At 62.0% G+C, this 13,798-nt stretch carries 7 protein-coding genes; 6 read left to right on the forward strand and 1 reads right to left on the reverse strand.

Translation table 11 applies throughout. The annotated features are described in order from the left end of the window. Window positions 1-74 precede the first annotated feature (74 nt). From CA606_RS03215 to CA606_RS03225, 3 genes are all read left to right on the forward strand, one after another. Window positions 75-6,320 carry a hypothetical protein gene (locus tag CA606_RS03215; RefSeq protein WP_096052415.1) on the forward strand — a complete coding sequence of 2,082 codons (6,246 nt, stop codon included), beginning with the start codon at window positions 75-77 and terminating at the stop codon, window positions 6,318-6,320. After that, on the forward strand, window positions 6,292-6,984 hold the full coding sequence (locus tag CA606_RS03220) for a hypothetical protein (RefSeq protein WP_181242756.1): 693 nt from the start codon (window positions 6,292-6,294) through the stop codon (window positions 6,982-6,984). Before CA606_RS03215 ends, CA606_RS03220 begins: the two co-directional genes overlap by 29 nt. A gap of 567 nt (window positions 6,985-7,551) precedes the next feature. Then, window positions 7,552-8,694 carry a hypothetical protein gene (locus CA606_RS03225; protein ID WP_096052413.1) on the forward strand — a complete coding sequence of 381 codons (1,143 nt, stop codon included), beginning with the start codon at window positions 7,552-7,554 and terminating at the stop codon, window positions 8,692-8,694. A 320-nt stretch (window positions 8,695-9,014) separates the two neighbouring features. On the opposite strand, the gene CA606_RS03230 is transcribed toward CA606_RS03225, so the two are convergent. Continuing rightward, window positions 9,015-9,272, reverse strand: a complete 258-nt coding sequence (locus CA606_RS03230) for a helix-turn-helix domain-containing protein (RefSeq protein WP_096052412.1) — start codon at window positions 9,270-9,272, stop codon at window positions 9,015-9,017. Between the two features lie 473 nt (window positions 9,273-9,745). On the opposite strand from CA606_RS03230, the gene CA606_RS03235 reads away from it, so the two are divergent. From CA606_RS03235 to CA606_RS03245, 3 genes are all read left to right on the forward strand, one after another. Then, window positions 9,746-11,014, forward strand: a complete 1,269-nt coding sequence (locus tag CA606_RS03235) for a hypothetical protein (protein ID WP_096052411.1) — start codon at window positions 9,746-9,748, stop codon at window positions 11,012-11,014. Window positions 11,015-11,656: 642 nt separating this feature from the next. Further along, on the forward strand, window positions 11,657-12,310 hold the full coding sequence (locus CA606_RS03240; RefSeq protein WP_096052410.1) for an exopolysaccharide biosynthesis polyprenyl glycosylphosphotransferase: 654 nt from the start codon (window positions 11,657-11,659) through the stop codon (window positions 12,308-12,310). 177 nt (window positions 12,311-12,487) lie between these two features. Next, window positions 12,488-13,795: a UDP-glucose dehydrogenase family protein gene (locus tag CA606_RS03245; RefSeq protein ID WP_096052409.1), complete on the forward strand. Its 1,308-nt coding sequence runs from the start codon at window positions 12,488-12,490 to the stop codon at window positions 13,793-13,795. Window positions 13,796-13,798 lie beyond the last annotated feature (3 nt).

Genomic DNA, 13,798 nt, shown 5'->3' on the forward strand with positions numbered 1-13,798 from the left:
ATTCCAAACCGCAAGTACGAACCTGTAGCAAAGTTTTGCCGTAGGTTGCGACGAAGCCGCGCGCATGGGGCCGCATGAGTAAGTCCGACTTAGTCCGCTTCAGTCGCGATGGGGACCAGTTCCACTATCGTTGGGCGGCGCGGCGTTGCCTGCGCCTCCTCGGTTCGCGCACCGATTTGGCGGCAGTGACGATTGAGGGAGTCTCGGTACGCGAGGCGGGCAGCGGGAGCGCCATCAGCGATGGCGAGGAGACTGTAGACGTCGCCGAATACTACGGCTCGCAGACCTTCAAGTCTGCGCACCGTGTTGACTATGTCCAACTCAAGCACTCCACAGCCAGGACTTCCAAGCCATGGACTGTGTCCGAACTGTCTAAGACGCTTGAGGGGTTCGCAGGCCGCTATCAGGCGCTCAGGAAGAAGTATGGTGCAGCCGATGTGGACTCGCGCCTCACATTTCGTGTGACGTCAAATCGGCCCTTCTCCAAAAACCTGTTGGAGAGCGTTGACGATCTTGGTTCGAAGGCGGTGCCTCGGCACAGTCAAGTCGCTGCCGAACTGCAAAGACGGACCAAGCTACCCGCAGCCCTGGTTGGCAAATTTTTCGAGCGTCTTGAACTCGACGGCAGCGAGGCGGATTTCAGAGGCCAAGCTGATCGTCTGGGCGTCGAGGCCAATGCCCTGCTGGCGGGAACGGATCTTGACGTTGCGCTTCGTCTGAAAGAGCTCGTCACCAGCAAGGCCACATCAGAAGGGCGAGCCGACAACGCTATTGTCGCCGGGGACGTGCTGTATGCACTTCGCGCGAGTCCGGAAGACCTCTTTCCTGCGCCGTCCCGCCTAGAGCCCGATCCGGGCGCCATCCCCAGGCGGCAAGAGGCGGAAATAGGCGCGGCGATCGTCACGGCGACGATGCCGGTGCTGGTCAGCGCCACGGGGGGCGTGGGTAAATCTGTTCTGGCCACTCGGCTTGGGACTTTGATGCCGTCTGGCTCGACGACCATCGTCTACGATTGCTTCGGCAATGGCGAGTACCGCCAGTTGGCCCACGCGCGGCATCCACATAGTGTCGCCTTAGTGCAGATCGCCAACGAGCTCGCCGCCCTTGGTCTCTGCGAGCCCCTGCTTCCCTCCTCCGGAGCCGATCCGCGTGAATACATGCGCGCGTTCGTCGGACGCCTCGGCGAGGCGGCGATAGCGCTACGAACCGGATCTCCCTCGTCTTTGATAACCATCATCGTTGATGCGGCGGACAATGCTCAGATGGCCGCCGACGAAGCTAGCGGGTCGCATGCCTTCGTTCGTGATCTTGTTCGGCAAAACCTACCCGATGGCGTCCGGTTGGCGATGCTGTACAGGCCGGAGCGGGAATACCTCTTGCAGCCCCCGCCGAATGTCCTGCGCATCTCGCTGGAGCCCTTCACCCTGGCCGAAAGCGCCGCCCATCTTCAGCGTTCTTATCCGGCCGCGACGGCGGCCGAAGCGCTTGAGTTTCATCGACTGTCTTCAGCCAATCCGCGCGTTCAAGCCAACGCGATAGCGATTCAGCCAAACTTAGCGGCGTTGCTGAAATCCTTGGGCCCAAGCCCCACCACGGTCGACACTCAAATCGCCGAGCAACTGCGTACTGCGCTGGCGCAGGTCAAGGATGACGCCGTAGGCACCGCCGCCGATATCGACGTGCTCTGCGCGGCGCTTGCCGTGTTGCGCCCCCTCGTGCCCGTCAAGATCCTCGCGCAGATGTCGGGTCTAACGGCAGGTGCGATTCATAGCTTCGTCTCGGACTTCGGTGGAGGAAGACCCCTTCTCATTGCTGGGGAGTCCGTTCAATTTCGTGATGAACCGGTCGAGGACTGGTTCCGAAAGACTTATCGCGCTGACCATGCGCAGCTTCAAACCTTCGTTGACCGCCTCAAGCCTCTAGCGGATCGAGACGCGTATGTGGCGGCCTGTTTGCCATCGCTCATGCTGGCCTGCGGCCAATTGGCGGAGCTAGTGGAGATGGCGCTCTCCCGCGCGCGGCTACCGACCGACAGCCCGCTCGCGCGACGACAAATTGAGGTCGAGCGCCTGCAGTTCGCCTTTCGCGCCAGCCTCCGCGCCCATCGATGGACCGATGCGGCCAAGCTCTCAATGAAGGCTGCAGAGGAGGCTGCGGGAGCCGAGCGCCATGACGGCCTTTTCAGCAACAACCCCGATTTGATCGCAAGGACGTTCGATGTCGAACGCCTACAGGACCTGGTCGCGCGACAGGTCTTCGCTTCGGGCGGCTGGCTGGGGCGACGCTATGTGAAGGAAGCGGTGCTCCTGTCTTCGGTCACCGAGCTTCGTGGGGAAGCGCTCAGCAAGCTTCGGATGGCGGAAAGTTGGTTGAGCGCCTGGGCGCGCCTTCCATCCGACCAGAGGAGCGAACAGAATATCGATAACGATGATCGCGCTAATCTGGCCCTGGCCCATCTCAATCTCCGGGGGGCAGACGCGGCCTGTGCAGGACTGATGCTATGGGCGCCTGACAGGCTTTGGTACGAATCTGGCCGTATCCTTGCGCGCACGCTCGTCGATCACGGACGCTTCGCCGACCTAAATGACCTTGCTGCCGCCGCGACGACGCGCCAGGCGGCTCCTCTGATTGGGGCGATTGCCGCTGAGCTTGCGGAGGTCAATCGGAGCCTGAGTGTGGAGAGCGCCAAGGCACTGCTCTCGGCTAAGGTGCCGCGCGCGCGCCGCCTTTGGGCCTTTGAGCCCCCCTGGCTGACGAAGCCAAGCAGATCGGCCTTGACCTATGCCGCGGTAGCCGCCTTGCAAGGCGGCGATGTCGACCGGCGTGCGCTCGCACGAAGGCTCACTCGGCTGTTGCCAAAACAGCCGCCGCGTTGGATCGCGTCCCGAACTGATAATCAACGGCAGCAATACCTGCGTGCTGCGTCGCTGCGCGCCGCGCTGTTGGGTGAGGACCTTCTCTTGGAGGCCGTAGCGCCAGAGGAAATCCGAAAACACCTGCAGGTTCGCCCCCACAGCGAATCTCGGGAAGTGCGTGAATTTAAAGGGCGCATCGGCGCTCTGCTTCCATGGTGGAAGCTATGGGCCAAGGCAAAGGTTTCCCGGATCACCGGCGCGCCGTTCGATCTCGCTTCGGAGATCGCCGCTGCGCGCAAGGCGGTCGAGCCGTCCATTCACGACTTCAGCGATGACCGGGCCGACTACCAGGACGAGGTCGCGGAGATCTGGTTCGACCTACTTTGCGAGGCTGGCCCTGAGGGCGTGTCGTTGACCGCCGACTTCGAGCTTTGGGTCGCGAAGCTGAAGCAACCCCTCTACGTGCCGACATTGGCGGCTATCGCCCGAAAGGCGGCGCGCAGCCTTCATCTCCAGGGCAAGGCGCACGCCTACGCTGAACGGACGGCCGTCAATGAGTGGAATCATGCGGCGGAAGATGTCGACAGTCGCATCGACACCTTGGTGAGCGCAGCGCGCGCGATCTTTAGTTTCGACACTGCAGAAGCTGGCGCGTTTCTGAGCTCTGCGGTCGAGGTCGCCACGCGCCTTGGCGATGACGTCTATGATCGGTGGGCGGGTGTCCTGGCGTTTGCAGAACGGGCTGCAGTCCCCGGCTCGGAGCAGCCTGAGCTTGCCTACCGACTGTCGCGGACGGCAGAACTTTGCGCTGAGTATGTCGATCGGCATTTCGATTGGTCCGACACCGTGACCTGTGTCGCCGGTCTCGCCCCTAGCTCGGCCGTGGCGATCATCAGTCGTTGGCGCGATCGCGAAGTGGGTTGGTTCAATGAACTTTTCGTCGATCTCGCCGATGCGCTAGCGAAACTTGATCGGCTGGACCCGGTGCTGGCTTGCGGGCTGGTCGGATTTCGCTTCGGCTGGAAGACGAAAGAACTCCTGGAGAGGGCCTTAGGCGCGACAAGCGATGCTGCGCTCAGGCAAACCGTCTTTGATCTAGTGGTTCGCTACGACAGTCTTGATAGCGGTGACGCCGAACGGTGGCGCGACTTTGTCGATATAGGATCGCGTTACGGCCTCGATACGGGGGAAGCCGACCTGGCGCTCGGCAGGGCGCGCCCGCGCGTTCAGGCCTCGAAGCAACGAATCAAGCTTGCTTCACGCAAGAAGATCGACTGGCAAAGGAAGTTAGCGAGGTGGCCGGTTGAAACGGCCGGTGGAGCGCTCAAGGCCCGACAGGCGCTTCGTGCCGCCAAAGGGCCCTTTTCCTCACAGGGTTTTTGGTCCGCCGTCTTTCAGCGCGTTCCTCCCGCTGATGCGCCGGCGTTCATCGAGGCGGTGCTCAATACCCGAAACTTGGACACTTACGATCTGCGGGAGTTCCTTCAGTCCATCCCCCCAGACTTGAGACAACGCCGCGCGATCGACCAGGCGCTGAAACAGGCAATGAAAACGACGGCGCGCAGATTGTGCTGGAGCCTTCATATGCCCAGGCACGACGCCGGGTTCTCGATACATCAGGCCGCCACGCTGGCAGGCTGCTCCGATCAGGAGATTGTCGAGCAGGTTCTCGCGGGCGTCGCCGACGACATCGAACCAGCGGGAAGCGCCAATCTCTTTCGTTTGGCGCCTTTGCTCGCCACGCTTCTAGGCCCTTCTGACGCCCAGAGCGCATTGGATCATGCTCTTTCCCTCATCGAAGCTTCACTGGAGGAAGGAGCCGGCGACGGCACCTGGAGTGTCGCGCTTGCCCCGGGTCCTTCGATCGACGAGGCCATGGGTGGGCTGGTCTGGGCAGCGCTTGGTGCATTGCAGGATGAAATCCGTTGGCAAGCTGCCCATACCGTTCGGGCGTTTGCTCGGCTTGGGCGAAGAAATGTTCTCGCTGCTATGGTTAGGCTCGCTGAAAATGGCGCTGGGCCCTTCGCCAGTCCAAACCTTCCTTTCTACGACCTCCACGCTCGTCAATGGTTTGTCGTCGCACTCGCGCGCTCCGCTCGCGAAAGTCCTGGCGTGGTCGCCGACTACGCCGCCTTCCTGCGAAGGCTGGCGCGCCGAGACAACCCTCATGTCATGATCCGCTATTATGCGGCCGACGCCTTGCTGGCGTTGGATCGCGCCGGTGCCATCAACATCGCGCCGAGCGAGCGCGAGCGCCTCGAAACCTTGAACACGTCCAAGCTTGCGCCGCGCGCGCTCGGCTATGGCGAGGGACCGCATTTCGACAAATACGCGTCTCGTGATGGGGGCCGTGACTACCTTTTCGACTATGACAGCAAGGATTTTATGGAGGGAGTGGCGAGGGCGTTTCTGATCACGATGCCGGACCTCGAGCGCATCGCCGAGCGCGTGATCCGAACCGACTGGGCGCTGGACGCCGACGGTCACTGGAACCGGGAACCACGGCGCTCTCAGAGGACTCTTGCGCATCGTGAACGAGGACGAGGAAGCCCTGCTTCGTCCTACAACGCCTACCTAACTTACCACGCAACGATGGTGGCGGCCGGGCAACTGCTCGAAACCCATGCGCCGCGGAAGTATTCCGATGAGCGCTCTGACGAGTTTGTCAGTTGGTTCGGGTATCGGACGCTCACCCGGTCAGATGGGCTTTGGATCTTTGATCGTCGTGATCCTGTGCCGTGTTTGCCCCCCAGACTGCCAGAGGCACCCGACGATATCTGGCGCTGGTCAATCTCCACTGCGGATTTCGATCGCGCCTTAGGGCGCGACGCCGCTCAACTCGTGATTTGGGGGGATTGGACCGAAGTCACGGCCGCAGGATCCGAACACTTCAGTGTGCATAGCACCTTAGTCGATCCCAAGGCCAGTCGCGCTTATCTAGCAGGGGCTCAAACTGCCGATCATCCGTGGGACTTTTATCCCCAATCCGAAGGGCGGGAGGAGGAGAGCAAGCCACCGTTTGTCACTCGTACCTGGGTGCGGAATGACACCGCCGAGCCACATTTGGACCGCCACGACCCTTGGGCTGCGTTTATGCGGTACCCCCCTCCAACGCCGGCCGGGGAAATCCGGACCCAGCTAGGCCTCCAGTCCACTAGGGACGGACGGCGCTGGATACGATCAGGACGCAAGACCCCCTTTTTTATCAGCGAGGGATGGGCGACGAGCGTGAGTGATGGTGACGAGGGCGCACGCGTCGAAGGTGATCGCCTGATGATCAGCAGGCGTAGCCTACAGGCCGTCCTGAAAAAGCTACGGATGGACGTGATTATCGAGGTCGAGATTCGACGTGATCTTTCACGCTGGAAAAAAGAGCGCGACGCCAAGGATTACGAAGAGCACCCTTTGCCCTATTTCAGGTTCTATCTAGTTCACCATGACGGAACGATTGAAACTCTCTCCTGAGATTGTCGAACTGGGAAAGGCACTCGTCTCGCTTTTTGCCGAAGAAAGGCAAGGTCGTGACGATATGCTTTCCAAGTGGATGGCGCATGACCTCGCTGCGAAGATCATTGCAGCAGAAGCCGCTCCTTCAGACGACCAAGTGCAGCGCGACTGCGCGCGGGCGATCCTGGAGCTATGGGAGCATCGCGCTGTGTTCCCGCATGAGAAGCGGCCTTTCGAGCGGTACGAGAGCATCCTGCGGACGCTCGAACGTCTCGATCCGGAACTGACGCAGCCCTTTTATCTGCCCGAAGCTATCGGACCCACCAAGGGGGAAGGGCCTTGGCTGAACGCGGCTATCAGCTTCGATAAGACGGCCCGAATTATGATCACCTATGTGCTCGACCAGGCTGCGGCGCATGCCGAGGAAGGCGTCGACTGGGACGCGCTTGCGAGTGCCGCCAAGATCCCCGCTGCACCTGATTTGGCGGCGTTGCGTCGCCTCCTGACTGGACCAGGCCGGGAGGCGCTGGATAGCGATGCAACTGAGCGAAAGCGACTGAAGGCGTTGTTGTCCGAACTCGCGACCTTCCAGAAAATCTCCCGTCAGATCGTCCACGCTCTCAAGGCGGAACTCGAAAATCTCGATCATCCCAGCGCCCCCGATAGTGGCATCGCGACCTAGCTTATCTACGCTGCACTTTTACAGACCTGCTGGGAGTTTCCAGCGCCTCCCCTTTGATCGCCTGAGAGCGTCGCTGATGGTGCCCGACCTGCGCCTAGATCGCCAAAGGCCACTCATAGTTCTCACAGGTGTCTGTATCAGCGCACCGACGCCATTGTACGACAGGGTATCCGGCGGACTTCCCGGAGCCCGCCGATTGTACGCCGCGAAGGGCGGGTTTCTGACCTAGCGCCAACTTCTCAAACCGATCCGTTGAAGACGTACGCAGAGTCCGGTTCTAGCGGCATCATGTACGCCGGAAACAAGCGCGGGCTTCTATAAAGCCGGCATTACAAGTTGAGTTTGAAGGCTAAGGAATAGCGCATCTTGGCGCTCTGTATCTGGCAAGCTTGTCAAGCTCGGGGCGAGCTAGTGTCGGTTCAGAAAGGTGCTGGACCGTGATGCGGTGCGGACCACGGAACCCCTATGCTGATCCGTCGCGCGCAGGCTAAACTCGACCTTGGCGACTGAGCAGATTGCTCTAGTCTGATCTCGCCGCCGGGGGCGCGCCTTCGAAGGACAGGGGCCGTGATCGACGCCTTGAACTATCCGTATATTCGCGTACGTGACGTCGAATGGCTCAAAAAGACGTTGTTGCTGTTCCCGCATGTAGCAAGGATGACACCGCCCTATGGCAGAGGGCCGCGCGACCAGCCTGATATCGAGCCGTTCGCTTGGAAAGCAAATGGCTCCAAACCTCTACTACGGCCGGCCGATCTGACGGCCGATTTTGTAGTCGACGCGCAACGGGCTTTCCAAGCCAAACTCGCCGCCATGTACGACCAGGACACAGAAGGCTTTCGGCACCGTTTTGCGGTGGAAGCTTTGCCGGAGTTCTCGCGAGGAATGGATTTCTGGGACGACCGGGAGGATCCACACACCGCCTTCCAGCTTCACGGTGAGAAGTTGTTTTACGAGTTGAGGCAATTCCTGGAGCTACGCGGTCTAGCTCGCGAGCCTAGACGACCTCATTCACGTGGCTATGTCGAGGTTCACCCCGAGTTGGGACGCGCGATCATGACGACTCTCGCCCTGGCCTGCGCCGCCAACGAGGGCCTGGAGGTGATTACCGAGTTTCCCGATATGCATGGTCGCGTCCTTTCGGCGCGCCCCGACATGACTTTTGAGGATCTGATCAATCCGCCGCCGCCGGCCGGCGACGTCAATGCTCGCACCCTTGGCGAGTTTCTCGTGTATCAGCGCTGCAACGTTGATGGCTTAGATGCTGCCAAACTGGTGGAGATCGCCGGCGAACGCGCCGCTTTCGCCAAGTTCCGCACTGCCTTGCAGGTGGCAGCAAGTCAGCTGCCCAAAGTGATCCACGATCCTAGAGTGCTGGAAGAGCAACTAAACGACACGGTCAACGACATTTTCGCCGACTGGCAGGCGGATAAAGCCAACTTCGGCAAAATCGCCAAGGCCGTGTTTGACGTCGGCGCATTGGCGGAGCCAGCTGCGGCGCTCAAGAAGATTGCTGAACGGGCCTTCGGGCCGATCGCCACCGGGATAACAGCGAACTACCTAGGGGGAATTGGAACGGGCCTTGTGGTCGGGGTCGCCGTGCATGTGATCGGCACCTATGGCACCACGAAGAAGGCTGAACAGGACAGCCCTTGGAAATATCTCAGTTACCTGGATCGAATGGGTGTCGGTTTCAGCCTTGTACGGTGAGGCAAGTATCAGCGCCGTAGTCTTCGGTGCTGCCCGGAGTGTCCCAACCTTTCCCTTTGACCGCCGCAGAGCGCTGTTGACGGTGCCTCAGATCGAAAGCGGTCATTCATTTCTCCGCCGCCTCGGTAGCCGCTCAGAACGACGGCGTACTCGAACGCTGACGTCCGACACCCCCTAAGGCAACGTCCAACTAGGGCCGGGAGCGGCCATTGGCGCCGGCCCTTGATGTGGACACACCGACGTTGGGAGTTTGCGCCTAAACGAATGTCGATTCCCGACCCCAAGCGAACGCTCTTAGCGCCCGCCTGGGGCATGGTCTCTTACTGAAGCGACGGCGACTGCCTTCTTGCTGGCCCTGGCCCGCTGCGCGGGTCTGATGTGGAGGCCTTAGCTCCCGTCTCCGCCCAAGCGACAAGATCGGCGGCCGCGTAGATTAACCTGCCACCGATCTTCCTGAACGATGGACCAGTGCCGTAGACGCGATGTTTTTCGAGCGTCCTTGGTGAGAGGCGGAGAAGCTGAGCAGCTTCCACCGTCGAGAGGTAGACAGGCAGACTTTCGGTTTTGAAGGTGTCCATGGCGATGCCCTGGCTTTGCCCGAGGGGGCGGTGGGGGCTTTGACAACCGCATACCGCGCCCGAAGCCCCGGCGAGCACGGCAATTCGTGCCCTAGAGGGCTGCGGCGTAGGCGTAGCTATCTTCCGCATTCGATTCTGCGCGCCATTTCTCTTAAATCATTGGGTTGCTTTGATTTTCGCCTGGTGCGTGGCGGAGACTCACGACGATTTTGCCAACCGTTTGCGGTAAGCGTCATGCTGGCCTTGCCGCGACGCTCAGTGCCCGGCTGGCGCCTGCGGAACCTCGATCCGCTTGAATAAGTAGCGGCCCGCCGTCAGTCTTATTGGCATAGGCAACACGCCGAGGATCAGCGTATTGGCGGCATGATCCTTGTCCCCTCGCTCCCAGCAGAGACGTGAGTTGTAATCGCGATTTAACTCGCGGTTGTTCAGGGATCGCCGTAAGGCCGCTTCATCCAACGGGGGTGAGCGATATGAATCTGAAACCGATTGTGGCCGCCTTCGCGCTGGTGAGCCTGTGGGCGGCTTCCGCCCGCGCCGAGACCGTCAAGCCGCTCACCTTCGTCGAGCGCCTGGCGCAAGCGGGCTCGCCGCTGACCGTCCGGCCGCAGGGCTTTTCGGGTCCGGGCGCCGCGATCCTCTCGGAGGCCATAGGCGCCAGCCGGTACGTCCTTATCGGCGAGAGCCATTTTTCGCGCGAGATCCCCGCCTTCACCACGAACGTCTGTCGATTGATGGCGCCCGACGGCCTGACGGCCATGGTCGTCGAGATCGGGCCGGAGGCGGCCGGCGTGGTCAACGCACGGCTGAGAGCGCCGGACCGGGAACAGCAGATTTCCGACTTCATGCGCGCCCATCCCGACGCCATGGCCTTCCTCAACGGCCGCGACGAGGGGCAGACGGCGGCCGATTGCGCGGGCGTCGCCGGGCCGGACTTCAAGCTGTGGGGGCTGGACCAGGAGTTCTTCGGCGTCAGCGGCTACCTGTTCGAACAGATGCTGGCGGCCGGTCCAGGACCGCTCGCCCGCGCCCAGATCGAGGCCCTGGCCGAACAGGAGCGGGCGGCGACGCAGGCCGCGCTGGCCTCCGGCTCCCCCTTCGACCTGTTCCTGCTCAAGGTCACCGATGCGACGCTGGATCAGGCAGGAACAGCCATCGACCAGGACGGCGGCGCCCGGGCGAAAGCGCTGTTCGCCGCCTTGCGCGAAACCCGCGCCATCTATCAGGGCTCGCGGACCCGCACCGGCGACTCGAACGGGCGCAGGGCGCGCCTGATGAAGCGGACGCTGGCGACGCACTTCGCCGAGGCGCCGCAGTCGCGCCTCCTGATGAAGTTCGGCGCCTACCATCTCTACAGGGGCTACAACCCGCTCGGTCAGCGCGACCTGGGCAATTTCGTCGCTGAACATGCCGACGGAGAGGGCGTGAAGTCCGTCAACCTTATCGTCTCGGGCGCGAAAGGCGCGCTGGGCGGATATGCCGGCGTCGGCCGCCCGGTGACCTTGCAAAACTTCGATGCGACCACCGGCAAGGGCGGCGACTGGCGCAAGGATGTGATGCTGGCCCGCCCATCGGACACGCCGCCGGGCGACTGGTTCGTGGTGGATCTGCGCCAATTGCGTAGCACCGATCTGGAAGCCCTGACGCCTGAATGGCGCGCGCTCATCCGCGGCTACGACCTTGCCGTTGTGGCTCCGGAACTGTCGGCGTCCACGGTGCTGGGGGCGCGTAACGCCCCCTAGCGGGTGTCCGCTTTCAGCATGGAAGCCAACGTCGCCACCCACCCGACTAGGGTCTCTAGCAGTCTCTAGTATACCTTCAGAAATCCGACTTTCCCGGCGAACGCCGCGATTCAGATCGAACCCAAGGGCGCCGGTCCGCGATAGATTTCCATCGCTCGCCCGGACGCATGTTCAAGTTGGCTCATGATCGCGGCGTCACTGGTCCCGGCCGTCGCCAGTTCGGCCGCACGCGTGTGGCGCAAGTCGCGCAACGTGGGCTGCGGGGCAAGGACGCCGCCGGGAACCAAGCATGAGCTATTCATAGCGCTCGTGAAGGCTACAATCTGGCCCTTACCCGAAGTTGTCGTCGTCTCTTTCAGGGCTCTAGCCGGACCGCTATCGCCAAGTCTCCGTCACCGACGCGCGTGTCTTGTCTCAATTGATAGGCGAGTGCTGAAAAACACTAGAGTTAATAGGGATGCGCGCAGAACGTGCGGCGCCTTCGCGAAAGGCTTAAAATGTTCGCCGATCGCGCAAAAAGACACACGATTGCGAAAACCGTGGTTAACGATCCCTTGAGGCGGTTGTTTGCGGAGCGATGATTTAGTAAAGCCTTCCTAAATATCGGGCAAAAGACCCGGTGCTGAGACTGGTGGGGACCACGTGCTGATCGTATCTAATCCGACTGCGGAGAAGCGAGCGCACGCCGTTATGGCGTCGCCTGTCGCTAAGGATCCGCTGAAACGAGCGATGGACGTCCTGGTTGCCGGGGGCGCTTTGTTGTTCTTCGCGCCGCTGCTTGTTCTCGTCGCTCTGCTGATCAAGCTGGAGTCGCCGGGGCCGGTGCTTTTCCGCCAGTCGCGGGGCGGCCTCAATGGCCATAGCTTCACGATCCTCAAGTTCCGCTCGATGCGGTGCCAGGAGAACGGCTCCAAGGTCGTTCAGGCCAAGCGTGACGATGATCGCATCACCACGATTGGCCGCTTCATTCGCAAGACCAGCATCGACGAGTTGCCCCAGCTGCTGAACGTGATCCGCGGCGACATGTCGATCATTGGGCCGCGCCCTCACGCTCTGGCGCACGATGATCAGTACGGCGCTCTGATCGCCAACTATCATCTGCGGTTCCGCGCGCGTCCGGGCCTGACGGGTCTGGCCCAGATCAAGGGGCTGCGCGGTGGCACCGATACGGTCGAGGCGATGGCCGCCCGTATCGACGCCGACAACGAGTACATCGAGCGCTGGAGCTTGAGCGGCGATATCAAGATCCTGCTCATGACCGTGCCGCATCTGCTCATGGGCGAAAACGCTTACTGAGGCCACGTTTTGCGGCCGACGCCATCGATCCACGACGGGCGTTGAACAAACATCCGTCGTGACGGTGTCATTTCAACCAAGTAGTCACACTCCGGCTTGTACAGGGCTGTACGAGGCTGGTCTTAAGTTCAACTTGTATGTCCTGCTTGATTGGGCAGGGAACGCGGTGGGGAAAATATGCGCGTAGCGATGATTGGTACGGGCTATGTGGGCCTGGTGTCGGGGGCGTGCTTCGCCGACTTCGGTCACGTGGTGACGTGCATCGACAAGGACCCGAGCAAGATCGAGCGCCTGGAGCGCGGTGAGATCCCGATCTTCGAGCCGGGCCTGGATGATCTGGTGGCGCGCAACGTGCGCGAGGGCCGCCTGTTCTTCACGCTCGAGGGCGCCCAGGCGATCAAGGACGCCGACGCGGTGTTCATCGCCGTGGGCACGCCGACCCGTCGCGGCGATGGCCATGCCGACCTGTCGTACGTCTATGCGGCGGCCGAAGAGATCGCCGGTCTGATCGACGGCTTCACCGTGGTGGTCACCAAGTCGACCGTGCCGGTCGGCACCGGCGACGAGGTCGAGGCGATCATCAAGAAGGTGCGCCCCGACGCCCAGTTCGCGGTGGTCTCCAACCCCGAATTCCTGCGCGAAGGCGCGGCGATCGAGGACTTCAAGCGTCCTGACCGCGTGGTCGTCGGCACCGACGATGAGCGCGCCCAGGCGGTGATGCGCGACCTCTACCGCCCGCTGTCGCTGAACGAGACCCCGATCGTCTTCACCGGCCGTCGCACCAGCGAGCTGATAAAGTACGCGGCCAACGCCTTCCTGGCGATGAAGATCACCTTCATCAACGAGATGGCCGACCTCTGCGAAAAGGTCGGCGCCGACGTTCAGTCGGTGGCCAAGGGCATTGGTCTGGACAAGCGGATCGGCGGCAAGTTCCTCAACGCCGGCCCCGGCTATGGCGGTAGCTGCTTCCCGAAGGACACGATCGCCCTCGTGAAGACCGCCCAGCAGTACGGCGCGCCGACCCGCCTGATCGAGACCACGGTCGAGGTCAACACCGCCCGCAAGAAGGCCATGGCCGAGAAGGTCGCCGAAGCGATGGGCACCCGCGACCTCAGCGGCAAGACGATCGGCGTGCTGGGCGTGACGTTCAAGCCGAACACCGACGACATGCGCGACGCGCCCAGCCTCGACATCCTGCCGGCCCTGCAGGCCATGGGCGCCAAGGTCCAGGCCTTCGACCCGGAAGGCGCCAAGGAAGCCGCGCATATGCTGGCCGGCGTTGAGTTCAAAGCAGGCGCCTATGACGCCGCCGAGGGCGCCGACGCCCTGGTGATCCTGACCGAGTGGGACCAGTTCCGCGCGCTCGACCTTGATCGCGTCAAGAGCCTGCTTAAGGCCCCGGTCGTCGTCGACCTGCGCAACGTCTACAAGCAGGCCGAGATGGAGCGCCACGGCTTTACCTACGCCTCCATCGGGCGCGGCTAAGGC

This window comes from Caulobacter vibrioides (assembly GCF_002310375.3).
Classification (GTDB): Bacteria; Pseudomonadota; Alphaproteobacteria; order Caulobacterales; family Caulobacteraceae; genus Caulobacter; species Caulobacter vibrioides_D.

Bases quoted from the DNA above. Each gene is read 5' to 3' on its own strand.
- CA606_RS03215 (WP_096052415.1), top strand. From the start codon at position 75: ATGAGTAAGTCCGACTTAGTCCGCTTCAGTCGCGATGGGGACCAGTTC.
- CA606_RS03220 (WP_181242756.1), top strand. From the start codon at position 6,292: ATGACGGAACGATTGAAACTCTCTCCTGAGATTGTCGAACTGGGAAAG.
- CA606_RS03230 (WP_096052412.1), bottom strand. From the start codon at position 9,272: ATGGACACCTTCAAAACCGAAAGTCTGCCTGTCTACCTCTCGACGGTG.
- CA606_RS03235 (WP_096052411.1), top strand. From the start codon at position 9,746: ATGAATCTGAAACCGATTGTGGCCGCCTTCGCGCTGGTGAGCCTGTGG.
- CA606_RS03245 (WP_096052409.1), top strand. From the start codon at position 12,488: ATGCGCGTAGCGATGATTGGTACGGGCTATGTGGGCCTGGTGTCGGGG.